Genomic DNA, 23,823 nt, shown 5'->3' on the forward strand with positions numbered 1-23,823 from the left:
TGTCCCAAAAGGTCATATAAACCATAGCACAGGGAAGGTCATTGCTCAGGGGCGGGAACATGACAGGACTGCAGAGATTCTTGCGAGGGGCGGCCGCCGCCGCACTAGGCTGCCTCTGCCTGCTTGGTCTCGGCGCGACGCATGCCTTCGCGCGCCAGGTGTTCGACTCGCCGGATGCCGCGATGGGGGCCTTTGGCCAGGCGGTTCTCAATGACGACGAGACGGCCATGCGAGCCATGCTTGGCCCCAACTTCCGCGACATCATCCCCCCGGTCGGCGCCGACGTGCGGAACAGGTTCAACCAGGCCTGGGCGCAATCGCGTCGCGTGGAGCAATCGGGCACGCAAGCGCTCATCGTCGTCGGCGACGACGGATGGACCCTGCCCGTGCCGCTGCTCAAATCGGCCAATGGCTGGCAGTTCGACACCCTGGCTGCCGCCCGGGAAATGCGCGTGCGCCGTATCGGGCGGAACGAACTCGCGGTGATCCAGACCATGCAGGCCGTCTGCGATGCACAGACCGAATACGCCCAGACGACCCACGATGCCGAGAAACGGCTCGTCTATGCCAGCAGGCTGTCCAGCTCCCCGGGCAAGCGCGACGGGCTCTACTGGCCGACAGGACCCAATGAGCCACCCAGCCCGCTCGGGCCAGCTTTCCAGGATGCCGGCACGCGCAATGCAAGCAAGGAGGGCTACTACGGCTACCACTACAAGCTGCTCACTTCGCAAGGGACGCATGCAGATGGCGGCACGTTGAGCTATGTCATCGATGGCAAGCTGTTCGGCGGCTTCGCGGTCATGGCCTGGCCGGTACGCTACGGTGACACCGGCGTGATGAGCTTCATCGTCAGCCACAAGGGCCAGGTCTATGAGCGCGACCTCGGGACCAACAGCACCGCCAGGGCAGCGGCAACGACATCGTATGATCCGGCTCCCGGCTGGCGCAAGGTGTCGCCATGAACCCGCGCGCCCTGACCACCGCTTGCTGTGCCCTGCTTGTGCTGGGCGGCTGCGAAAGCGCCGGTCCGCCGGCAGTGGGTACGGCCGCGCCGGCGATGTCCGGGGAGGGTGCGGTGCAGGCCCAGAAGGAACCCGCGCCGTACAAGGCGGAAGAAATCGAGGCGCTGGTCGCGCCGATCGCGCTCTATCCCGATCCGCTGCTCTCACAGGTCTTGATGGCTTCCACCTACCCGCTGGAAGTCGCGCTCGCCGCGCGCTGGAGCAAGGCGCATCCGAACCTCAAGGGCAACGACGCAGTCAAGGCGGTGCAGAACGAGTCGTGGGACGTCAGCGTGAAATCGATGGTGGCGTTTCCGCAGATCCTTGAGCCAATGGGCGACAAGCTGGACTGGACCCAGAAACTGGGGGATGCATTCCTGGCGCAGCAGAAGGAGGTGTTCAATGCCGTGCAACGCCTGCGTGTGCGCGCCCAGCAAGCCGGCCACCTCAAGTCGGGCGCGCAGCAGACCGTGACCGTCGAAAGCGCAACCTCCGGCGAAGCCGCGCAGCAGACCATCGTGCGCATCGAGCCGGCGAATCCCGAGGTGATCTATGTACCGGTGTATGACCCGGCGATCGTCTACGGCGGTTGGGGCTATGCAGGCTACCCGTACTACTACTGGCCGCCCTACGGGCCCTACTACCCCGGCGATGCCTTCCTGGGAGGCATCGCATGGGGCATCGGCCTGGCTGGGGCCATCGCCATATTCGGCAACTGCGACTGGAACAATGGCGGGGTACATGTGGAGCACCACAAGGCCCGGAACATCGACCGCAACTTCGATGCCAGCAAGTTCGAGGGAGGCCGCTGGCAGCACGATGCCCGGCACCGCCAGGGCGTTGCCTATCGCGACAATGCCACGCGCGAGAAATTCGGCAGGAGCACGGCCGATGCCGCAGGGCGCAACAACTTCCGCGGGCGCGACGCGACCGGGGGCCGGGACAATGGCTTCCAGGGTGTCGGCAGCGGAGGGAGCGCGGTACAGCGTGACGCCAATCGGGGGAATACGAGCCTGCAGTCAGGCTCAGGCCGCTCCGGCGGCTTCGGTGGTGGCGCGCGCGGAGGCGGCGGCTTTGGCGGCGGGCGAGGTGGCGGTGGGCGACGTTAGGGAATCAAAGTCTGTTGGGAGTGGTGCAGGCCGGGTTCCTCTCCTGATATATCGAAAAAACCTGCAGCAACAGGCCCCAACTGCGCAGTAGTCGCCGGCCGGGCCACGCCTGCCCGGCAACGCCTCGCTTTCACAGCAGGCGCTCTGCCTCCTCGAGCAAAACTGTGGGCGACAACATGTCGCCGCGCGCGAAGCGCACCAGCGTGATGGATCGCACCAGCGGCGGATCGCCCGGGACGTGGGCCGTGAGCAGATCGATCTCGTGTGCCGGCCCCGCGTTGTCCGCGTCGACAAGCACGTTCATGGCACTCAGCCGCAAGTGTCGCTGCTCGATCGAAAAACAGGCGCGTGCATCCGCGAGGACCTCCGCCAGACATTCCAACTGACGGTCGAGCGCCCCTTCTTCCGGCCCGAGTTGCGCAAGCTCCTGCTCGTTCACCGCAATCTGCTCGCTCAGGCCGGCTTGCTCGTCGGGAGTGGCATCGCCATCGCCGCCGAGCATCGAACGCATGCCGGTGCCTTGCTGCTGGAGCAGGCGCAGACGCGACACCAGCAGCGTCTGTTCGCGCGTGAGTACGTCGCGGCGTGATTTGCCGGCAGCGAAACGGGCGAGGCCCTCCATGCCGAACTGGTCGAACATCCGCCGCACGATTTCCTCGCGCAGTTCTGCCTCGGTGCGCGCGATGATCCTCGCCTTGTGATCGCCGAAACTGATGGTGGTTTGCGGCACTTCCGTGCGCATAACCTCCCCTTCCAGCGCGACGCCGAGCGTGCGCCGCTCTATCATTTCCATCCCCAGCACCGCAACGGCCTGCTCCGCATCCGGCGACTGGTTGAAGAACTCCCGCAGTTCGGGAGAGCGGCTGAAGGCCAGCTGCACGTCCTGCGGCGTGCCGAAGAAAGTGTGGATATAGGGGTCGTTGCCCCATGCCTGGATGCTGGCCTCACGAGGCGCGGGAAGACCCCTGACGAGCTCGCGCACATAATCCTGCGCTTGCTCCAGCGCAGGCCGGAGCCGCTGCTGGTAGCGAGACACCAGCCGCAGGCGTGGATAGAGCCGGGTCACGCGCTCGGCCAGTTCGGCAATCTCTTGCTTGCGGTGCCCAGGGGCCGACGCCTTGCGCCGGCGCACCCAACCCAGAAATCCCATCTGCATGCTCCTGCCCGGCCTCAGCCTGCCCGGTTCGCTGCTTGGTCAAACTCCTGGCGCCACCCCACTCAGCGGGCGGTCTTGGGCGTGACAGAAACGGCAAGGGCTTCCGTGTAGACGGCCTGCACCTGGTCACCACGGCGAACGGCCTTCAGCTGCTGCGGATCCTCGACATGCACGTCCACCGTCTTGCCTCTTGGCCCCTTGAGCGTCACCAAGCCGGTCTTGGCGTTGACCGCCACGACATCGGCAGTGACCGTCACCTCGCGCCCGACCATGCCCCCGGGCTTGGCGCCAGGAGCGGCCCTGTCCGAGATCTCGCGTTCGGTGCTGGAGCGCATGCCGCTCTGTCTGGCGAGATTCACTGACAAGGCCTGCGTGTACTCGACGGTGACCGTGTCGCCCGCGCGAAGCTGCTCGAAGTTGCGCACGTCCTCGCCGACCTGCACGTCGGAGACCTTGCCCTGCTTGTTCCTGATCGAAATGGTGCGCGTGGCGGCATCGATGGCCGTCACCGTGCCAGTGGCCTTAACCGTTCTGGTTGTCTTGGTAGCCCCCACCCCCGACACCGTGTCCACCTTGGTCTCGGGCTGTGCCATCACGGGAAGGATTGCCGCGCCAAGCACGGCCGCCACGATCAGCTTGCTGAGATTCATGACGAACTCCTTGAGCCCGGTCTGGCCCCATACCGTCGTTCGGTGGCGCCGGCACGACGCTCGCGCTTCTACCGAAGAGGTCAATCAACCATAGCATATGGACAGTTGATCGCCTGCCCTCGCGCGTCTCACTCAAAGCTAGTGAAACAATTCTGTGTAGGACAAGACCCCGCGCCCAGTTCCACCCGCTACGAGGACCCTGCCGTCTGGCAGCAACGTCGCCGTGTGTTGCTCGCGCATTTGCTCGAGACTGCCGACCTGGGACCAGCTTCCAGTCGCGGGGTCGTACAGCTCGCTGGCGAACAAATCCCTGCCGTCGATGCCGCCAGCCACCAGCACACGCCCGCTGGTCAAGCGCGTGGCGGTATGGAAGTCACGTGCCTGGCGCAGGCTGCCTGTCATTGACCACGTGCCCGTCGCCGGTTCGTAGAGTTCAGCGGTTGGGAGCGCTTTTTTACCATCGCTTCCCCCGACTACGAGCACCCTGCCGTCGGTGAGCTGCGCGGCGGCATAGGCGTTGCGGGCCTGACTCATGCTGCCGGTTGGAGACCAGGTTCCCGTGGCGGGGTCATAGAGTTCGGCCGAGGACAGTGCGTCGCCGCCGATACCTTCGCCGCCGGCTACCAGGACCCTGCCGTCCGGCATAAGGTTGGCAGTGTGCTGCTCGCGCGCCTGGCCGAGGCCGCCGGTCGGCGACCAGGTGCCCGTAGCCGGATCGTAGAGTTCGGCGGAAGACAGTGCGCCTTTACTGCTGCCCTGGCCCTCGCCGCCTGCCACCAGTACGCGGCCATCGCGCAGCAGCGTGGCGGTGTGACTGTCACGCTGCTGGCCGAGGCTGCCGGTCTGCGACCAGTTACCCGCGACCGGGTCAAACAGTTCCGCCGAGGAAAGCGGGTTGCGCCCAGCATCGCCGAAGCCCCCCGCCACCAGAACCCGGCCGTCGGGCAGAAGATTGGCCGAGTGCGCTTGCCTGCTTAGCCCAAGACTGCCGGTCTGTGTCCAACTGTTCGTGGACGGGTCATACAACTCGGCGGAGGACAGCGCCCGCTTCCTGTTCCCTGCCGCCACCAGGACTCGCCCGTCGGGCAATAGCGTGGCCGTATGCCGGAAGCGCCCTTGATTCATGGCATCGGCGGGCAGCCACTCACCGACCTGGGCTGCTGCCACCGTCATAGTGAACTGTGTGGTGACGCTGCCGGCACTATTGCTGGCGGTAACAAAAAACGTCGTCTGGGCCAGTTCAACAGTCGGCGTGCCACTGATTTCCCCGGTCTGCGTGTTGAGGCTCAATCCCGCCGGCAACGCAGGGGATACCGAAAACTGGGTCGCTTCGCCACCGGAGTAGACGGGCTCGTTGTACACGATCGACACGCCGACAATGTACTCGGGTAGCGGATCCACATAGACGAAGCCGGCTGGCGGCACGGCCAGCGCAGCCACTTCGATCGTCAACTGGGCCTCGACGCTGTCCACGCTGTTGCCGCCCGTCACCGTATAGACCGCCGGTGCCGTGACTGCCGTGGGGATACCAGAAATAATGCCGGTCTGCGGGTCAATGGCGAGGCCCGCCGGCAGCGCCGGCGACACGCTGTACTGCGTGATCTCGCCCCCTGTGCTGATCGGCGTGTTGGGCGTGATCGGCGCATTGGTCGGGTAAATGACCGACCGGTCCAGGTAGTCCAGGCCGTCCGGCGCGACGGGAACGTCCTTGACCTCGATTTCGACCCGGGTGGAGGCGCTGCCTGCGGCGTTGCCGCAGGTGACCGTGTAGACCGTTGCATGGCTGACCCCGGCAGGCGTGCCACTAATCGTGCCGTTCTGCGGATCGAGACTCAGACCTGGAGGAAGTGGCGGAGAAACCGTGCATTGGGTGATGGCGCCCCCGCTGTTGCTCACCGTTTCCGGGACGCTTGGGACGCCTGCTGCGTAGATCGGTGATTCGTCACGCTCGACCAGACCGGCCGGAGGCGCCAGCGTAGTACCGCCGCCGTCGCTATTGCCGCATCCCGTCACCGCAATTGCCAAAGGCATGAGCAGAATCGCCAGCCAGCGCAGATTCGCCATTTCGGACTCCCGCCGGTTCCTTAATGTGATTAGCATAGGTCGCTGCACTGCGACGGAGTGGCGGAAATCAGTGAGCCTGGGAACGCCGGTACGGACGCGGACAGCCGGGCGCCGCATCTATTCCGCTGTCGCTCTTGCCATCTTCCAGCCCGCTTTTCTTATGGCGGGCTGTCAACGCAAGCCTATATTGGACGCAGTGCCAGTCGTGCTGCGCGACGCACTGCGATGATTTCGCAAACAGGAGGGCAAAATGAACGACATCCAACCCAATTTCTCCATGCACAAGGACACATTGGCCCGCGACGTCGATGCACTGGTGGCCGACGTGCAGGCGCTTCTTCGAGATGTCAAAGCCGAAACCGGCGTAGGGGCAGGCCTCGGGCGCCACGCACTCAAAGCCCGGCAGCGCGCGCTGCAGGAGCGTCTTGCTGCGCTGCGCGAAGACAGCCATGCCAGAGTTTCCGAGTGGGCGAGAACTACCGATCGCTACGTCCATGAGCATCCGTGGCAAAGCATGGGTACCGTGGCCGCCATCGCGGCAACCACAGGCGCTATCGTCGCGCTGGCCACCAGCCACCGTTAGGTCAGGTATTCGTCACTGCGGCGTCAGCATGGCAATGGCTACGTGATAGTTGTGCATGGGCCACGTGGCATTTGCTGCGCCGTCAGTGATTGGCAGCCAAAACATCGACCGAATCTGCAACGCAGAAACTGCGCCAGCAGAGTGCGATTGACCACGCGCAATGGCGGCGGTCTGCCTGCCTGCCTGCCTGCCTGCCTGCCTGCCTGCCTGTGAACAGCAGGATGTTATTCAGGAGGCCAGCCACGGATGGGCTGACGGAAGAGGAAGTGGCGATTTTGGCGGTACAAATCGACGCTGAGGCGTCGCGCATCCGTGTCGTCGCAAGAACCACCGAACTGTAGGACCTTGGTCCAATTGAAGGCCAGCATTGATCTGGACTAACGTGTCTTGGAGCCAACTGAGGAGCAAGAACATGAAGCACGTAGCCATCCTCGCCGCTGCCATATTTGCGGTGTCCGCTTTGCCCGCCATCGGGCAAACGGCGAGCGGAACGAAGTCCCAACCACCTAGCGACGAGATTGTCCACATGCGCCAGGAAATCGCCGCTGCGCGAAAGGCATACGACACCAAGGTTGGCGAGGCAAAGAAGGTCTACGACGAGGCGAAGGCAGCCGCAGCGAAAGAACGCGATGCAGCTATCTCTGCCGCACGCGCGAACGCGCACCAGAAGAAGTCATAGCTGTTCCTCGTCCAGCATCGCGCGCCTGAATTCAGAAGGCGCTCGACAAAATGGAAAGGCGGGCGAGATAGCCCAGTCACCCAAACCTATCTCGCCTGTGTACTAACACGTCGTTGCAGCTTGCGCTCTGCACGCACGTCCCTATTCCGAATCCCATTCCTGTGTCGGCCTCAGGCCAGCACCTTGCCCTCGTCAGCCGTCTTTTCGATCGCACCCCCGGTTTTGCGCGTCGAAGATGATCATGTGCACGAGTTGCAGTTTGGCCACCACAGGCCTGGACATGATGAACGGATAGAAGTCCGGTTGCCCCATGCTGCGCGCCAGCTCGTTGAGGACCATGATCACCTCGATCCACGAGTTAAGCAGCGACAGGAAGCTCGACGCCCCGGGATCATCCGGCGCGTACAGGTCTTCGCTCGCAAACGGGGTCACCCTGCCATCGATATCCTCGGCTTCCAGCCCGAAGCCAAGCGCAGTGCCCATGGTGTCGACCACATGCAGATAGTGCGCCCAAGTCTCGGCCCAGTCTTCCCAGGGATGCATCGTGGCGTAAGAAGAAATGTACGAATTGGCCCAGCCTGCCGGTGGCCCCAATTCGTAGTTGCGCTTCAGCGCCTCGGCATAGCTGGCGCGTTCATCGCCGAAGAGTTGCCGGAACGGCTCCAGCCACTTCGTGTCGCGCACTAGCAAATCCCAGTAGTAGTGGCCGATCTCGTGCCGGAAGTGCCCGAGCAGCGTGCGATAGGGCTCGCGCAGGTCGTGTTTGATCTTCTCGCGCTTGACGTCGTCGGCTTCCTCGACATTCATGGTGATAAGGCCGTTCGCATGGCCAGTCATCACTGCCGGGGCTCCCGGCGGCGAGCGCAGGAAATCGAACATCACGCCTCGTTCGGGGTCCTCCTCGACCCTCGACCTCACCGGAAGCCCGAGCGCGAGCAATTGCGCCACAAGACGCCGCTTGGCCACTTCGATTGCAGCCCAATAGTGCGCGTTGTCAACGTCATTGAGATCCGGGATCGTGCGGTTGAGACGGCAGGCAATACAAAGCGAAGCGGGATCACTCGCATCCAGCATCCAGTTGCACAGAGCCGGTGTCTCGCGATTGCCGCAGTATTTATAGAGGCGATCGTCCCCATCGACGCGCAGCGTGCCGGGCTCGGGGCCGGGGTCGAGCGCGACCAGCGCGAGGGAATCCGGCAGATAACCCAACTGAGACTCGCAATTCAGGCACTGGGTGTTGCGGAAGAAAATGGCTGTGCCGCAACGGCAGTGGTAGGCGCGGGAGAGCTTCTCGTCTCTCTTGCGAAGTTGCCAATCCGTGATCAGCCGATTGGTGAGCGATTCGAACAATTCCAGCATGTGGCGCCCCCAGTGCGGATGCGATGGGTAGTCCAGGCAGACCTTGCAGCCCAGTATAGAAAACCCTCGGCGGCGGGTTTCACCACAGGCTCCGAAACCTGAGCACTATCGTTTTCCCGAAATCCGCCACGCTCGATTTTCTGCAGAAAGCGCTACCCACTGAACCGGGGTTGACTATGATTCACCTAGATCAGTAGCTGATGCATCTTTTGGACCCGCTGTTCTTAATGCAATCCCCTGTTCCTGGAGAGGAATCTGCATGCCAGCTATGAATCCGTCGCACCGCGATCGCGCTCAAGAACGGAAGCCGGTCCTTGACGTCGTGGACCGCGTCTCCGAGATGTGTTTCGGCCTTTACATGGCGCTGACGTTCGTTGGCGCAGTCTCTGCCACCACCGCGGGGCCGGATGCGCCACACACCATGTTGCGCGCGGCCATCGGCTGTAACCTCGCATGGGGACTTGTCGACGCGATCATGTTCCTCGTGCGCACGCTGGCGGGACGCGGGATGCTCCAGAAGCTTGCGTTGACAATAAAGCAGGAGGACAGAACCTCAGGCGTTGCGGCGATCCGCGACGCGTTGCCGCCCGCCATGAATCCGCATATTGCCGACGATGACCTCGAGCCGATCCGTTTGCGACTTGTTTCCGGAGCGGATGTCCCAGACCGGCCGACCCTGCGACTCGCCGACTTTCTTGGCGCGATCCGCATCTTCTGCATCGTCGTGCTTTCGACGTTTCCCGTTGCGCTGCCTTTCGTCCTGCTACACGACGTGGCCACGGCCCTTGTCGTCTCCAGGGTTCTGACGCTCGCCATACTGTTCGGTGGCGGCATGGCGTTGGGGCACTACGCGGGGATCAACCCGTGGCGAGCGGGCCTCGGCATGATGGCGCTCGGCGTGGCCGTGACCATCGCCGTCATTGCGCTGGGCGGATGACATGCGGGTGCGCCTGCTGGCAGTTGCGATATGGCTGGCGTCGAACTGCGTGCACGCGCAGGAAATCGCCACCACCCCGGAGCGCACGGCACCGGATGCGCCGCCGCCCGCGTGGAGCTTCCTGGCGACTGGCTTCTGGAACATGCCGCGGCAGGAAGGCAGCTATGGGTCTGGCATCTTTGCGGCCGATCATGGCCAACTCCACCTGGAAGCGCGCGTCAACTACGAGGCGATACATGCCCAGTCGGGCTTTGTCGGCTGGTCGTTTTCCGGCGGCGAAACCTTCCAGTACAAGGTCACGCCGATCGTTGGCTTCGTTGCCGGCAGCGCGCACGGGCCGATTGCCGGCCTGGAGGCCAGCCTTGCTGTGGGCAAGTTCGACTACTACATCGAAGCCGAATACCTGCCGGGAACGGGCACGACAACGCCCTATACCTATGCCTGGAACGAGCTGGCCTATCGTCCTGTTCCATGGCTCAGGTTCGGTTTCGTTGCTCAACGTACGCGGATCTACGGTGGCGAGCGTGAGTTTCAGCGCGGTGGGCTGCTACAACTCACCTTTGGCAAGGTCACAGGCAGCGTCTACTGGTTCAATCCAAAGTCGCAAGAGCAGGTAGTGATCGCTGCGCTGACCGTCGCGTTCTAGCGGGATCGAGGCGGAATCGCCAGGAGGAGACATAGATGCCAGGGTGGGACAGGCCCGCCGTGCTTGCCCTGTGGCTCCGACGGCTATTGCCTTGCCTGGGCGCGCTCGTCAACGGCTGCATGGCCCAGGAACTTGAGCCGCGCGCCTATTCGGCGGCGCCGATTGGCACGCATTTCCTGCTGGCAACGTACGCAAGGCTCGGTGGCGATGTACTGACCGACCCTTCCCTGCCAATTACGGACGTCAACGCGAAGATCGACATTTTTGCGTTGGGCTATCTGCAGGTGTTCGACCTGCTTGGCCGCACGGCTTCCGTTGGCGTCGTGCTGCCCTACTCGCGCGCCAACGTCACGGGGAACGTGTTCGACGCGCCGAACAGCGTCTATCGTGCCGGCGTCGGGGACGCCTATCTGCGTCTTGCGGTGAATCTGCTGGGCGGCGCCGCAAAGACACCCGCCGAGTTCGCGAGGCATCCGCCAGTCCCCACGCTGGGGGCAAGCCTCACGGTGGTCGCGCCGAGCGGGCAATACCACGCGAACAGACTCATCAACATCGGCGCAAACCGTTGGGCCTTCAAGCCGGAACTTGGCGTTTCGGTGCCGTTTGGTAACAACTGGTTCGCCGAAAGTTCGTTTGGCGTGTGGCTCTTCACCGCCAACGACGAATTCCTGGGCAGCAGGCAACGTCAGCAGAGCCCGATAGCGGTGGTGCAACTGCATGGCGGATACCAGTTCCGGCCCGGCCTGTGGCTCGCCGCCGACGCAGGCTTCTACGGCGGAGGCAATACCACAGTGGACGGCGTCCGCAACGACGATCGCCGCACCAATACTCGGTATGGGCTGACGTTATCGGTACCCCTCGTGGCGAACTGGTCCGGCAAGATCGGGGTGTCCAAAGGCTGGATCACGCGCGCCGGCGGCGACTACAAGGCTATCACGCTAACGGTGCAATATCGCTGGACTGACTGACCGTCAATCCTGGGCGCTTCGCGCACATGGCGGTCTGCCAATGTCGGCACTGGCAAGTCCCGTGATCGGGCAGTCCCTTTTGGCTGTGTCTGGGTAAGGTGAAAGTGCGCCTGCGGCGAGTCAACCGCGGTTGGCGCTTTCCCCTAGTGTCCCGGAATGCAAAGAATGTGTCCCACCAGGTCAAATCATTTGGCAACAAGCTCCCATACTGGAAAGCACGTTTACCCGTGTCGAGTCGTTGCCATGATTGCTGTTGGTGTGTGGATTGTTTGCTCCTTTTTGGTCGGCCTGATGGCTCATACGCTCGGGCGCTTCGGCACCGGCTGGGCGATCTTCTCGATGATGTTTTCCCCATCCCTCGGCCTGCTTCTGGTGGCCATTCTCGACAAGAAAACGCCGAGACTGCGCACGGCCTCCGCGCTGCACTGAATCGGCGGGAAATGCCGGGCGGCCTTGACCGCCGATCTGACGTCCATCCTTCGAAGACCAGTTTTCTAGGCCGGTGGATTGCTGAAGTGTTCTTGCACGAGCCTGGCGGCCGCCTCCCAGAGGGCTGGCGCGCCACGCTGTATGGTCGGCCCGTAACGTGCAAAGACCTGTTCTTCATTGACCTTATGCGCGGTCCAGGTACCACCGTCCGTTGCGACGTTATGGAGTAGTGGCTGGAAGCGGTCCAACGCTTTGGCAAACTTCGCGTCGTCGCTCTCCGCCGCCTCGAATTCAGACCAAAGATTGCGAAACTCGGTGGCCTGCGCATCCGGCAGCAAGGAAAAGATCCGCTCCGCCGCCAGTTGCTCCCGCACCGCCTGGCCGGCATGCATCGACGGATCATGGAACGGCGTATCGCCGGCATCGATCTCCACGATATCGTGGAGAAGAAGCATCTTCACCACGCGGAGCACATCGATAGGCGCTGCCGCATGCTCTGACAGTACGAGCGCATACATGGCGAGATGCCAGGAATGTTCGGCACTATTTTCTCGACGCGACCGATCGATAAGCGGCGACAGTCGTACGACGCTCTTTAGCCGATCAATCTCTCGAAGGAAGGCGAGCTGGCGCTCCGGGTGGGAAAGGTTCACGGTGAAAACAAAGAGTTCAGGATCACCGGAAGAAGTCTAGCAGCCACCATGCGAGCCCTGGTCAGGCAATGCCGTCGTCCATCGCTTCTTCGGGCAAGTGCCGAGTGCCAAGTACCCATAGGCGTCGATTTCCTGCCTGGTTCGCGCCTCGCTCGCAGCGAGCGCCGAGGTAACTTCGCCGGGGTGATCGACGGCCATGAACTCGACCGGCACTCTGCTTACCCCCGAGTCTCTATCGACGATGCCTTGCCGGACCTTGAGCCAGCAAGATTGCATTGCCAGTACTAACGCCAGTTCCGTCACGGCCGCGACCGTGTAAACTCCACTTTTTTTTCATCCTGGCGACATGACGCAAGTGCCACAGCGCACGGGTTTCAGCGGCCCGAAACTGCTACGCCTGCTGGCCAGCCTGACCGACGCCGGGGCCTCCGGCGCCGCGCCGCCGCTTTCCGCCGTGATGAGTCGGTGGCTTGGCTGGACCGACGCCATCGCGCTGTCGGCCGCGCTCAACGGCAGTCCGCCGGAAGTGCCGTCCGAGGCACCGGCGCGCGGGGGTAGTGGCGTAGGTATCGGCGCGAGTATTGGCGATCCCGCCGGCACCCATGTGCGCGCCATGCTGACCGCCGCGATCACCGGGCAAGGCACATCGTCCGACAGCCGCCGCCGCATGCCGGCGCGCCCGGCCACGCCCGATGCGGCCGAGACCGACTTCGCCGTCCATCGCCAGCGCTACATCGCGCTGCAGCAACAGATGGAGCGCGATGTAGCCGGCCTGCGCGGGCGGCTGCGGACGGCACTGGCGTCGCGCACGCCGCGGGCGGCCCGGCTGGCCATGCTGGATACCGTCATGGAGCAGGTGCTCGGCACGCGCGAACAGGCCGTGCTTGCCGCGGTGCCGGGGATGCTGGAACCGCATTTCACACGGCTGCGCGATGCAGAGGGCGCGTGGCTCAACGTATTTCGCAGGGACATGCAGAGCGTGCTGCTGGCCGAACTGGAGATCCGCTTCCAGCCGGTGGACGCCCTGCTCGCCGCCCTGCGCGAAAGCTGACCGATCGACATGAACAAACACCTCACACCACTCGTTGTATTCCTCGCGGGCCTCGCCGTCGTCGGCTGGGTCGGCGCTGGCTACGCGGGCACGAATGCGCTGGCGCTGGCCGTCACGCTGCTCATCGGCGGCTTCTACGTGGGCGGCGCGTTCGAACTGCACCGCTACCGGGAGGCCACCCCCACGCTGACCGCCGCGGTTGCCGACCTTACCGCGCCGCCGACAAGCCTCGGCGCGTGGCTCGACCGCCTGCACCCCAGCCTGCGCACCGCCGTGCGCCTGCGTGTGGAAGGCGAGCGCGTGGCGCTGCCCGGCCCGGCGATGACGCCGTATCTGGTCGGCCTGCTGGTGCTGCTGGGCATGCTCGGCACCTTCCTCGGCATGGTGGGCACACTGCGCACCACCGGCGTGGCGCTGGAAAGTGCCGCCGACCTGCAAGCCATCCGCGCCTCGCTGGCGGCGCCGGTCAAGGGCCTTGGCTTCGCGTTCGGGACGTCGGTGGCGGGCGTGGCCACCTCGGCCATGCTTGGGCTGCTCTCGACGCTCGCCCGCCGCGAGCGCGTGCAGGCGGCGCAGTTGCTGGACGAGCGCATCGCTACCACGCTGCGCCCGCATTCCCGCCATCACCAGCACGACACGGTATTCGCGTTGCTGCAACGGCAGACCGAACTGATGCCCACGCTGGTGGATCGACTGGAAACCATGGCCGCGGCGATGGCCCGCCAGAGCGAAGCGCTCGGCGAGCGCCTGTCGGCCAGCCAGGACGCCTTTCACGCGCGCACCGACGTCGCCTACGCGCGGCTGGCCGATACCGTCGGGCAGTCGCTGAAGGCAGGCATCGCCGACAGCGCTCGCGCCGCCAGCGCGGCGATCCAGCCCGCCGTGGACACCACGATGGCTGGCCTCGCCCACGAAGCGGCCACCATGCGCGACACCGTCACGCAGACCGTGCAGCAGCATCTGGACGGCCTCTCCACCCGCTTTGACGCCACCACCGCCGCCGTGGCCGACACCTGGCGCCATGCCCTGGCCGAACACCAGCAAGCGAACGCCGCCCTCACGTCGGACCTGCGCGCATCGCTCGACGGCTTCGGCGAAACCTTCGCGCAACGCTCGGTGGCGCTGGTCGACGGCATCGGCACCCGCCTCGATACGGCGGCTACCGGCGCGGCCCGGACGTGGGACGCCGCGCTGTCGCGCCTCGAACACACGGGCGAATCGCTCGCCAGCGCCAACCGCCAGGCGATGACCGACGCCTCGGCCGCCTTCGCGCAGCACGCCGCTGCCTATGCGGAGCACGCCACCACCTTCGCCGGCACGGTCAGCCAATCGCACGCCGACCTGCACGCGCAACTGGCCGCGCAGGAGACAGCCCGCCAGACGGCACTCGCCGCGCACGATGAGACGCGCCTCGCCGCCTGGCGTGACACGCTGGCCGGCATGGCCGCCACGATGCGCGACGAATGGCAACAGGCGAGCACGCAGTCGGCCGCCCACCAGCAGGACGTCCGCGACGCCCTGTCGCAAAGCGCGCGCGATATCGCCACGCACGCGCAGGAACACGCCACCGGCACGCTTGCCGAGATCGACCGCCTGCTGCAGGCCGCGACCACGCTGCAAGAGGAACTCGCTTCGCGCGACGAGCAACGCCTCGCCGCCTGGCGTGACACGCTGGCCGGCATGGCCGCCACGATGCGCGACGAGTGGCAACAGGCGAGCACGCGAGCCGCCGCCCACCAGCAGGACGTCCGCGACGCCCTGTCGCAAAGCGCGCGCGATATCGCCTCCCACGCGCAGGACCACGCCACCGGCACGCTTGTCGAGATCGACCGCCTGCTGCAGGCCGCGACCACACTGCAAGCAGAACTCGCCTCGCGTGACGAGCAACGCCTCGCCGCCTGGCGTGACACGCTGGCCGGCATGGCCGCCACGATGCGCGACGAGTGGCAACAGGCGAGCACGCGAGCCTCCGCCCACCAGCAGGACGTCCGCGACGCCCTGTCGCAAAGCGCGCGCGATATCGCCACGCACGCGCAGGCCCACGCCACCGGCACGCTTGCCGAGATCGACCGCCTGCTGCAGGCCGCGACCACGCTGCAAGCGGAACTGGCCTCGCGCGACGAACAGCGCCTGACTGCCTGGCGCGACACGCTGGCCGGCATGGCCGCCACGATGCGCGACGAATGGCAACAGGCGAGCACGCAGTCCGCCGACCACCAGCGGGAGATCCGCGACGCCCTCTCCCGGACCGCCCGCGACATCGCCACGCACACGCAGCAGCAGGCCAGCGGCACCATCGCCGAAGTCGCCCGCCTCGCGCAGATCGCGACCGAGGCGCCCAAGGCCGCCGCCGACGTCATCGCCGAACTGCGCCAGAAGCTCACCGACGGCATGGCGCGCGACAACGCGATGCTGGAGGAGCGCGGCCGCCTGCTGGAGACCCTCGGCACCCTGCTTGACGCCGTGAACCACGCCTCCACCGAGCAGCGCACGGCGGTGGACGGGCTCGTCACGACCACGGCGGACCTGCTGGAGCGCGTCGGCACGCGCTTCACCGAGCAGGTGGCGCAGGAGACGGGCAAGCTGGACGGCATTGCGGCGCAAGTCACGGGCAGCGCCGTCGAGGTGGCGAGCCTGGGCGAGGCATTCGGCATGGCGGTGCAGATGTTCAGTGCGTCGAACGACAAGCTGGCGGAGCACCTCGCCCGCATCGAGGCCGCGCTCGACAAGTCGATGGCGCGCAGCGACGAGCAGTTGGCCTACTACGTGGCGCAGGCCCGCGAGGTAGTTGACCTGAGCATGCTGTCGCAGAAGCAGATCCTGGAGAACCTGCAGCAGTTTTCCGCGCAGCAAGCTGGCGCCGAGGCGGCATGACGGACGATTTCGACGCCGACGTGGAGCCGACCGTCCCGGCCTGGGCGGTGTTCGGCGACCTGATGTCGGTCATGCTGGGGGCCTTCGTGCTGGTACTACTGGGCGTGATCGGTGTGCAGATGGAACTGTCGGCCCGGCTGGAAAACGAGGTCAAGCAGCGGCAGGAGGAACTGAAGCGGCGCCAGACGCTGGAGCAGGCGCTGGCCGGGCCGCTGGCGGCCGGCCGGGTCACGCTCAAGGACGGGCGCATCGGCATCAGCGGCAACGTGCTGTTCGCCCTGAACTCCGACCAGTTGCAGCCGGAGGGCCGCGCACTGCTCAAGAGCCTTGCCGCGCCGCTATCGGCCTATCTGGGCGCGCGCGACGAGATCCTGATGGTGAGCGGCTTCACCGACGACCAGCAGGTCAAGGAGGGCAACCGGCGGTTTGCCGACAACCTGGAACTGTCGGCCCAGCGCGCGCTGACCGTGACCCGCACGCTGATCGACGCGGGCGTACCCCCTTCTTCGGTCTTCTCGGCAGCGTTCGGCTCGCAGCAGCCGGTTGCGCCGAATGCGACGGAGGAGAGCCGGGCGAAGAACCGGCGCGTGGAAATCGCGCCAGTGCCGAGAGTGTCGGCCGGGACCGCTGCCGGGGCCGCAGTGGGGGCTGCAGTCGGGGCCGCAGTGGGGTCTGGAATCGGGGCCGCGAAACCCCATGCATAGCGACGGCCAGCGCGATCCCCGCGCCTTGCTCGACGGCTGGCGCGACAGCGGCGCCGACCGCGTGGACCCGGTGCGCTTTCGCTTCATCGAGGCGCTGGCGCGGCGCGCCTCCGGCTATCAAGGCGAGGCGGGGCGGCTGCTGGAGGAGCGGGTGGCCGGACTGGTCGCGGAGTATGGCGAAGTGCTGGCACGCGCCTCGGGCGAGGTGGCGGTGAAAGTGAAGGCGGAGGTGCCCGAGACACCGCCCCGGATACCGCCGCAACGGCCCGGCGCCCTCGCCGACCTTGCCGCACTCAGGGAACGCCTCGGCCGGCGCGCGCACCCGTCCGCCGTCCCCACGACCCAAGCCTCCACCGTGCCTGCCGCGCTCGCCGCCCCCACGCCGCACCGTACCCACCACGCCGAACCGGAACTCGCCGACTACTTCCGCGACACCTGGGCGCGCGTCAGCGTCGACCGCCAGTTGCGCCAATCGCAGGCGGGCGTGCCAGAGAACGCCGGGCCGCTGAACACGAACCATCTGGTGCATCGCTCGCTGTCGCTGATGCGCGAGGTGTCGCCCGGCTACCTGGAGCAGTTCCTGTCGTATGTCGATGCGCTGTCGTGGCTGGAGGGCATGCACGCCATTTCGCTGGTGCCCGACCGCGAAGCACCCCGCGCACAGGCGCCGCGCAAGGCGCGCGCCAAACCCGGCAAGACGGGGGGCGGCACCATGTGAAAAGCCGGCGCTCGGGGCAACGCCTGCCTGCGGTCACCTATCCGCTTGCAGGAAGAACTCGACGCACTCGTCACTGGCGCCCACGGCTTCGCCGAATGTGAGCCAGCCGTGGCTCCTGAGCGTGATTTCGTCGCGGCGCAGGATAAACGCCTCTTCACCGTCGATGCGGACATGGGTGCCGTTCGAGCTTCTGTCGATCAGCACATACCGCCCCGCACGCGGTTCCACCACCGCCTGGAAGCGCGATGCCCGCCGGTCCGAGACGACGATGGTCATGCTGCCGTCGCGCCCCACGGTCACCGGCGCCGACTCGGCGCTCATTTCCAGCAGTGTGTCGCGATAGCGCAGTGTGAGGAACGACGCAACGAGTTGCAGGTTCACTTCGGCGACCAGCGTCAGGTCGGTGCCCTCCTGCCATATCGCTTCAAACAGTTCCACAGGCTGATCCCGTCCGCGTACCTTGATCGGGTAGAGACAGCGCGTCCTCTGCCGCAGACTGGCGGGCAGGTGCTCCACCGTATCCTTGCTGGTGATGATCTGCCCCCGCGACGCCAGTGTCGTGAGGCGAGCGGCGAGGTTCACGGTGTCGCCGAACACATCGCCGGATGTGTCCAACAGGATCGGGCCGTGGTGAATCCCGATATGGACCGACATGGGCACGCCCGATACCGGCGCCAGCTCCGACACGGCAAGCTGTATGTCGAGCGCGGCCAGCATCGCCGTTTCGGCCGACGGAAACAGCACCATGATCTCGTCGCCGATGGTCTTGACGATCCGGCCATGCGAAGCAGCGGCACAGGACGTCATCGCACGGATACATCGGCCGATGGCCGCCAACGCCGCCTCATTGCCTGCCAACTCGTACAGGCGAGTGCTGCCGCTGACATCCGCGAACATCACCGCCCCACCCGACGCGTCGTTTAGCGATTCCCGGTCCATATGCCTCGCAATCCACGCGGCCATGCTGCGCCCTGGCCGATCGGATCGTCGCCCCAATCCATGCGCTCTCTCAGGGAATTCTGGCACCGCCACCCACGTTGCTCAACCAGAAAGCGCTCTGTCTTCCCTGTCTTGCTAGCCGCCCCGATCACGCGTCTAATGATCCGATGCGGGAAGCGGGTGGGAGGCGACATGCGTTGCGCCGAATGTGACTTCGAGAACCTCGCTGGCGCCAATTTTTGCGAGGCATGCGGAGCCAGACTTGGTCGAAAGTGCCCGCGCTGTGGGGAAGAAGCCAGCCCCACCGCAAAGTTCTGCCGGGGTTGTGGCGCCCCGCTGACCGATGGCGGTTCGGAGCCGGCCATGCCCGCCAGTTCCGCGGATCTGGCCCCCGTCCACTACACGCCACCCCATCTGGCGGAGCGCATCCTGGCCGAGCAGGCCGCCATGGAGGCCAGGGGTGGAACCGGCGGCGAACGCAAGACCATCACCGCCCTCTTTGCCGATATGGCTGGCTCCACGGCGTTGATCCAGGACCTCGATCCCGAAGAGGCGCGCCGCCTGATCGATCCCGTGGTGACGCTGATGATGGAAGCCGTGCACCACTACGAAGGCTATGTGGCCAAGTTCCTCGGTGACGGCATCCTGGCGTTGTTCGGTGCACCGATTGCCCACGAGGACCACGCCCTGCGGGCCCTGTACGCGGCACTGCGCATGCAGGAGGCGATGCGCCGCCACAGCGATCGGGTGCGACTCGACCAGGGCGTTCCGCTGCAGATTCGCGTCGGGATTCACACGGGCGAGGTGGTGGTGCGCTCGATCCGCAAGGACAACCTGCATACCGACTACGATCCCGTGGGGCATACGATTCACATTGCGTCGCGGATGGAAGGTGTCGCCACGCCGGCTTCGATCCTGGTCAGTCCCACCACGTACAAGCTCGCCGAGGGGTATTTCGAGTTCAAGGCGCTGGGAACCACGCAGGTCAAGGGTGTGCGCGATCCGCTTGGGGTCTATGAAGTGCAGGGTCTCGGGGCCTTGCGCACGCGGCTGCAGGTTGCGGCACACCGTGGCCTGGCGCGGTTCGTGGGTCGTCAGGACGAAATGCAGCAACTGCACGACGCCCTGGCGCTGGCAAAGTCAGGGCGTGGGCAGATCGTCGGCGTGCGCGGCGAGGCCGGGGTGGGCAAATCGCGTCTGTTCCACGAGTTCAAGGCCCGGTCGCAGCGAGGCTGCCATGTGCTGGAGACCTTCTCAGTCTCGCACGGCAAGGCGTTCGCCTATCTTCCCCTGATCGAGCTCCTGAAGAACTACTTCCAGATCACCGCACAGGATGGCGAGCGGAACTGCCGCGAGAAGGTAACCGGCAGGCTGCTCACGCTGGAGCGCTCCCTGGAAGAGCATCTGCCCTACCTGCTCTATCTGCTCGGCGTGAGCGATCCGGGTTCCGCGCTGCCCACCATGGACGCGGCGATACGACGCCAGCGCACCTTCGAAGCCATTGCGCGCCTGCTGGTCCGGGAAAGCGTCGACGAGCCGCTCCAGCTGCTTTTCGAAGACTTGCAGTGGCTGGACAGCGAAACTGAGGCCTTCCTCAATCTCCTCATCGACCACGTGCCAGACGCGAGGATTGTCCTTCTGGTCAATTACCGCCCCGAGTACTCGCATAACTGGAACGCCAGGCCCTGCTACACCCAGCTGCATCTGGAGCCGCTGGGGCCGGCGGAAGCCCAGGGCTTGCTCACCGCGTTGCTCGGGGATGACCGCAGTCTTGAGCCGCTGAAGCGGCTTGTCCTCGACAAGACCGAAGGCAACCCGTTCTTCATGGAGGAAGTGGTCCAGACCCTGGTCGAGGAAGGCGCCCTGCTCGGCCAGCCCGGTTGCTATCACATCGAGCAGGCGCCCGCACTGCTGCACATTCCAACCACAGTGCAGGGCGTGCTCGCGGCCCGTATCGACCGGCTCCCCCTCGCGCAGAAGGAGCTGCTGCAAACGCTGGCCATCATCGGCAAAGAGTTTCCGCTGAGTCTCATCCGGCTTGTCAGCGGGTTCGACGAAGCCAGGCTGCGCCCGCTCCTGGCCGACTTGCAGACTGCGGATTTCATTTTCGAGCGCCCCGCCTTCCCGGAGGTGGAGTACGCGTTCAAGCATGCCCTCACGCAGGAAGTTGCCGGCAATTCGCTGCTGACCGACCGGCGCAGCGCGCTGCACGAGAGCACGGCCCAGGCCATCGAGACCCTGTTTCCCGGGCGACTGAAAGACTACTGCGGCGAACTCGCCCACCACTACAGCCTCAGCGGCAATATCCCGAAGGCTGTCGAATACCTGCATTGTGCCGGCCAGCAGGCGCTGCAACGCTCCGCCCAGCTTGAGGCCATCCGGCATCTCGGCACGGCCCTCGACTTGCTCAAGCGCCTGCCCGATACGCCGGAGCGAGCCCGTCAGGAACTCACACTGCTGCTGACGCTCGGTCCCATCCTGATGGCAATGCGCGGCCAGGCCTCCCCGGAGGTCGAAGCCACCTACCGGCGTGCGCTCTCGCTGTGCGAACAGGGCGAGCAGAACTCGTACTTTTTCTCGGCGCAGCTCGGACTGTGGGCGTTCTATCAACTGCAGGCGCAATACAAGGTGTCAGCGCCGCTGGCCAAACGGCTGGTCGGCATGGCGATGCGTTCGCAGAAGCCCAAAGAGCTTGCGGAAGGTCATCGCGTCGTCGGCGCCACCACGTTCCGCCTGGGCCAGTTCGAAGTGGCGCGCTCCCACATGGAACAGGTGCTTGCATTGCAGCGCCCGGACACGCCGTTATATGACTTCCTGATGGGATACGGACGAGACCCCGCCGTCCACGCGATGAGCACACTGGGCTGGATCCTGTGGTATCTGGGCCTGCCGGATCTGGCGCGCACGCGCTCCCACGAGGCGCTCGTCATGGCGCGGCAGCGCCCCGACTCGGTCAATCTCGCGCTCTGCCTGGTCTTTGCCGCAGAAGTCCATCGGTGCCGCCGTGAGCCACAGCAAACCCGCGAGTACGCCGAAGCAGCCATCGCGGTCTCGTGCGAACAGGGATTTCCGATCTATCTGGCATGGGGAACCGTGCTGCAGGGATGGGAGATGGCCGAACAGGGGGACCCCCTGAACGGAATTGCCCGGATTCATCAGGGCTTGTCGGCCTATTCCGCTACCGGCGCGTCGCTGGGCCGGCCGAATCTGCTGGCCATGCTGGCCGAAGCCCGCGGAAGAGCGCGGCAAATCGAGGCAGGTCTGGATTCTCTGGCCGAAGCCCTGGCTTTTGCGGAAGACAAGGGAGAGCGACTCGATGAATCCACATTGCACCGCCTGAAGGGGGACCTGATGCTCCAGTTGTCCGGCAAGGAGGACGACGCCGAAGCCTGTTTTCAGAAGGCCATCGCGGTGGCGCGCCATCAAGGCGCCCGGTCACTGGAGCTGCAAGCTGCGCTGAGCCTGGCTCAACTGTGGCGGCAACAGGGCAAGCCGGACGCTGCGCGCGAGATCCTGGGGCCGATCCACGGCACCTTCACCGAGGGCTTCGACCTGGCCGACTGGAAGCAGGCCAAAGCCGAACTCGATTTACTGCAGCCATAGCAACATGCCACAGTCCCCCGGCCCGGAGTTGGCGAACCCGACAGCGAACGCGATGCGCGCCCGCTTTCTGGCGCTGTGGTCGCGTTGCGGCGGTCATCGCGCCGAGGAGGTCTATGCCTCCCTCGCCTGCCGCTATGGCGAGCCAGCTCGGCACTATCACACGTTGCAGCATGTCCGCCGCTGCTTGCGCGATCTGGACTGGGCGCGCGACGCCATCCCCGACGCCGACGTCGTGGAGCTCGCGCTGTGGTGTCACGACGTCATCTACGTCCCCGGTGCCAGCGACAACGAACGATGCAGCGCCGAGTGGTTCCGGCATTGGGCCGGGAACGGGATCGCGGCCATGGAACGCGTCGCCGGGTTGATCCTGGACACGTCGCATACCCGCCCGCCAGCCGATGCCACCGGTTGCTTTGCCGTCGACATCGACCTTGCGGTACTGGGATATCCGCGCACATGGTTCTGCCGTGACGCCGTGCACCTGCGTGCGGAGCGCCCCGACCTCGACGCGATGACCTATGACAGCGCCGAACGCGCCTTCCTCGGCACCCTTCTGGCGCGCCCGCGCATCTATCTCACCGAGCCGTTCCACACCCGCTACGAAGCCCGCGCACGCCGCAACCTGGCGTGGCGGCTCGCACTGCCGGCGCCACCGGACGCGTCAACGCCACTCAAAGAAACTCCCCCTTGATATCGACGCTCGATCTCTGGCCGACATCCTCGTAGGTCCGCGCAAGCCACGCTTCGGCCTGCGTCCTGCCCAGATCGCGCAGATGGCAAAGGAACGACCAGTCGGCGTTGTACTTGCTCGATACATCCAGCGCGGCCATGGTCTCGTCGGAGCGGATCGAGTGAATCAGCATCTCCTTCATGTCTTCCCGATCCACCTTGCCCTGCTGAATCAGCGAGGTCACGAAGGCAATCGCGCGCATCTCGCGCATCAGGGACGAATTGAAGCTGACCTCATTGAGGCGATTAAGAATGTCCGCCGCAGTCGTCGGCACACCCCGGCGTACGATCGGATTGATATGCACGATCACGACGTCACGCGTACTGCATTCATAGATCAGCGGGAAGATGGCGGGATTGCCCACATAGCCGCCGTCCCAGTAGTACTGACCGTCGATCGTCACCGCCTGGAAGAGCGTCGGCAGACATGCCGAAGCGAGGACCGCCTCGACGCACAGGTCCGCGCCGGAGAAGATGCGAATCCTGCCGGTCTCGACATTCGTCGCGCACAGAAACAGGCGGATCGGGCACTGCCGGCGCAATGCCTCGAAATCGACCTGCCCCTCCAGCACGTCCCGCAGCGGATTCATGTTGTAGGGATTGAACTGGTAGGGCGACAGCACGCGCAGGGCCATATCGGCCATCGCGTACAAGGGCGAATGGTTCAGGCCGAAGCTATGCGTCCCCTTCAGCCAGGGGACCCAACGAAAAGGGCTGTATCGCTCCGCCGACTGCGCGATGGCAAGCCAGAACTCGTGCAACGCCTGACGTGCGGCATTCTGGCCGCCTTGCCGCAGGCCATTGGCCAGCACGACGGCATTCATGGCACCCGCGCTCGTGGCACTGACGCCCTCGATGGCAAGCCTGCCGTCTTCCAGCAGACGGTCGATGACACCCCAGGTGAAGGCGCCATGCATGCCGCCTCCCTGCAATGCCAGGGCCACAGGCTTTGCTTGCTTGCCGTTCATCGC

Annotated in this window: 21 protein-coding genes; 14 read left to right on the top strand and 7 right to left on the bottom strand. The window is 65.3% G+C overall.

What is annotated here, in order from left to right; translation table 11 throughout:
* The first annotated feature begins 59 nt into the window (after positions 1-59).
* Positions 60-962 carry a DUF2950 domain-containing protein gene (locus AC1DOX_RS15995; RefSeq protein ID WP_441618390.1) on the top strand — a complete coding sequence of 301 codons (903 nt, stop codon included), beginning with the start codon at positions 60-62 and terminating at the stop codon, positions 960-962.
* Positions 959-2,110 (top strand): DUF3300 domain-containing protein, encoded by a 1,152-nt coding sequence (locus AC1DOX_RS16000; RefSeq protein WP_441618392.1) that lies wholly within the window; start codon positions 959-961, stop codon positions 2,108-2,110. The genes AC1DOX_RS15995 and AC1DOX_RS16000 overlap by 4 nt, the downstream gene beginning before the upstream one ends.
* A 130-nt stretch (positions 2,111-2,240) precedes the next feature.
* Here the strand turns inward: AC1DOX_RS16000 and AC1DOX_RS16005 are convergent, their stop codons facing one another.
* The 3 genes from AC1DOX_RS16005 to AC1DOX_RS16015 all read right to left on the bottom strand — a co-directional run bounded on the left by AC1DOX_RS16005 (position 2,241) and on the right by AC1DOX_RS16015 (position 5,980).
* Positions 2,241-3,260, bottom strand: a complete 1,020-nt coding sequence (locus AC1DOX_RS16005) for a hypothetical protein (RefSeq protein ID WP_477101452.1) — start codon at positions 3,258-3,260, stop codon at positions 2,241-2,243.
* 68 nt (positions 3,261-3,328) lie between these two features.
* The gene (locus AC1DOX_RS16010) at positions 3,329-3,916 is read right to left on the bottom strand and encodes a hypothetical protein (protein ID WP_441618396.1); all 588 of its coding nucleotides are present in this window, start codon (positions 3,914-3,916) and stop codon (positions 3,329-3,331) included.
* 138 nt (positions 3,917-4,054) lie between these two features.
* Entirely contained in the window at positions 4,055-5,980 is a 1,926-nt protein-coding gene (locus tag AC1DOX_RS16015) for a putative Ig domain-containing protein (RefSeq protein ID WP_441618398.1), read from the bottom strand.
* Positions 5,981-6,230: 250 nt separating this feature from the next.
* Between AC1DOX_RS16015 and AC1DOX_RS16020 the strand changes: the two genes are divergently transcribed.
* Positions 6,231-6,563 carry an ElaB/YgaM/YqjD family protein gene (locus AC1DOX_RS16020; protein ID WP_441618400.1) on the top strand — a complete coding sequence of 111 codons (333 nt, stop codon included), beginning with the start codon at positions 6,231-6,233 and terminating at the stop codon, positions 6,561-6,563.
* A gap of 412 nt (positions 6,564-6,975) precedes the next feature.
* A complete protein-coding gene (locus tag AC1DOX_RS16025; protein WP_441618402.1) occupies positions 6,976-7,242 on the top strand; it encodes a hypothetical protein in 267 nt (88 codons plus the stop codon).
* Between the two features lie 192 nt (positions 7,243-7,434).
* On the opposite strand, the gene AC1DOX_RS16030 is transcribed toward AC1DOX_RS16025, so the two are convergent.
* Positions 7,435-8,601 carry a zinc-binding metallopeptidase family protein gene (locus AC1DOX_RS16030; protein ID WP_441618404.1) on the bottom strand — a complete coding sequence of 389 codons (1,167 nt, stop codon included), beginning with the start codon at positions 8,599-8,601 and terminating at the stop codon, positions 7,435-7,437.
* A gap of 259 nt (positions 8,602-8,860) precedes the next feature.
* Here AC1DOX_RS16030 and AC1DOX_RS16035 point away from each other — a divergent pair, with 259 nt between their 5' ends.
* The 4 genes from AC1DOX_RS16035 to AC1DOX_RS16050 all read left to right on the top strand — a co-directional run bounded on the left by AC1DOX_RS16035 (position 8,861) and on the right by AC1DOX_RS16050 (position 11,581).
* Positions 8,861-9,538, top strand: a complete 678-nt coding sequence (locus AC1DOX_RS16035; protein WP_441618406.1) for a hypothetical protein — start codon at positions 8,861-8,863, stop codon at positions 9,536-9,538.
* Position 9,539: 1 nt separating this feature from the next.
* Positions 9,540-10,184, top strand: coding sequence for a hypothetical protein (locus AC1DOX_RS16040; protein ID WP_441618408.1), 645 nt, complete (start codon positions 9,540-9,542; stop codon positions 10,182-10,184).
* Between the two features lie 35 nt (positions 10,185-10,219).
* Positions 10,220-11,152, top strand: coding sequence for a transporter (locus AC1DOX_RS16045; RefSeq protein ID WP_441618410.1), 933 nt, complete (start codon positions 10,220-10,222; stop codon positions 11,150-11,152).
* A gap of 243 nt (positions 11,153-11,395) precedes the next feature.
* Positions 11,396-11,581, top strand: coding sequence for a hypothetical protein (locus AC1DOX_RS16050; RefSeq protein WP_441618412.1), 186 nt, complete (start codon positions 11,396-11,398; stop codon positions 11,579-11,581).
* 65 nt (positions 11,582-11,646) lie between these two features.
* On the opposite strand, the gene AC1DOX_RS16055 is transcribed toward AC1DOX_RS16050, so the two are convergent.
* On the bottom strand, positions 11,647-12,234 hold the full coding sequence (locus AC1DOX_RS16055; protein WP_441618414.1) for an HD domain-containing protein: 588 nt from the start codon (positions 12,232-12,234) through the stop codon (positions 11,647-11,649).
* A 346-nt stretch (positions 12,235-12,580) separates the two neighbouring features.
* Here AC1DOX_RS16055 and AC1DOX_RS16060 point away from each other — a divergent pair, with 346 nt between their 5' ends.
* From AC1DOX_RS16060 to AC1DOX_RS16075, 4 genes are read left to right on the top strand one after another with little or no spacing between them, the layout of a single operon-like run.
* Positions 12,581-13,285 (top strand): DUF3348 domain-containing protein, encoded by a 705-nt coding sequence (locus AC1DOX_RS16060; protein ID WP_441618416.1) that lies wholly within the window; start codon positions 12,581-12,583, stop codon positions 13,283-13,285.
* Positions 13,286-13,294: 9 nt separating this feature from the next.
* Positions 13,295-16,159: a DUF802 domain-containing protein gene (locus AC1DOX_RS16065; RefSeq protein ID WP_441618418.1), complete on the top strand. Its 2,865-nt coding sequence runs from the start codon at positions 13,295-13,297 to the stop codon at positions 16,157-16,159.
* Complete coding sequence (locus tag AC1DOX_RS16070; protein ID WP_441618420.1) at positions 16,156-16,863, top strand: OmpA family protein; 708 nt, start codon at positions 16,156-16,158, stop codon at positions 16,861-16,863. Before AC1DOX_RS16065 ends, AC1DOX_RS16070 begins: the two co-directional genes overlap by 4 nt.
* Positions 16,856-17,581: a DUF2894 domain-containing protein gene (locus AC1DOX_RS16075; protein ID WP_441618422.1), complete on the top strand. Its 726-nt coding sequence runs from the start codon at positions 16,856-16,858 to the stop codon at positions 17,579-17,581. Before AC1DOX_RS16070 ends, AC1DOX_RS16075 begins: the two co-directional genes overlap by 8 nt.
* A 33-nt stretch (positions 17,582-17,614) precedes the next feature.
* Here AC1DOX_RS16075 and AC1DOX_RS16080 read toward each other — a convergent pair whose 3' ends face one another.
* Entirely contained in the window at positions 17,615-18,520 is a 906-nt protein-coding gene (locus AC1DOX_RS16080) for an adenylate/guanylate cyclase domain-containing protein (protein WP_441618424.1), read from the bottom strand.
* A gap of 192 nt (positions 18,521-18,712) precedes the next feature.
* Here AC1DOX_RS16080 and AC1DOX_RS16085 point away from each other — a divergent pair, with 192 nt between their 5' ends.
* Together AC1DOX_RS16085 and AC1DOX_RS16090 are read left to right on the top strand one after the other, a co-directional pair.
* Positions 18,713-22,123 carry an adenylate/guanylate cyclase domain-containing protein gene (locus tag AC1DOX_RS16085; protein WP_441618425.1) on the top strand — a complete coding sequence of 1,137 codons (3,411 nt, stop codon included), beginning with the start codon at positions 18,713-18,715 and terminating at the stop codon, positions 22,121-22,123.
* 4 nt (positions 22,124-22,127) lie between these two features.
* Positions 22,128-22,814 carry an HD domain-containing protein gene (locus AC1DOX_RS16090; protein WP_441618427.1) on the top strand — a complete coding sequence of 229 codons (687 nt, stop codon included), beginning with the start codon at positions 22,128-22,130 and terminating at the stop codon, positions 22,812-22,814.
* Here the strand turns inward: AC1DOX_RS16090 and AC1DOX_RS16095 are convergent.
* Positions 22,795-23,820 carry a patatin-like phospholipase family protein gene (locus AC1DOX_RS16095; protein WP_441618429.1) on the bottom strand — a complete coding sequence of 342 codons (1,026 nt, stop codon included), beginning with the start codon at positions 23,818-23,820 and terminating at the stop codon, positions 22,795-22,797. The two genes, AC1DOX_RS16090 and AC1DOX_RS16095, sit on opposite strands and share 20 nt — an antisense overlap.
* Positions 23,821-23,823: the final 3 nt, after the last annotated feature.

It is taken from the genome of Cupriavidus sp. 01L415, from assembly GCF_056400065.1.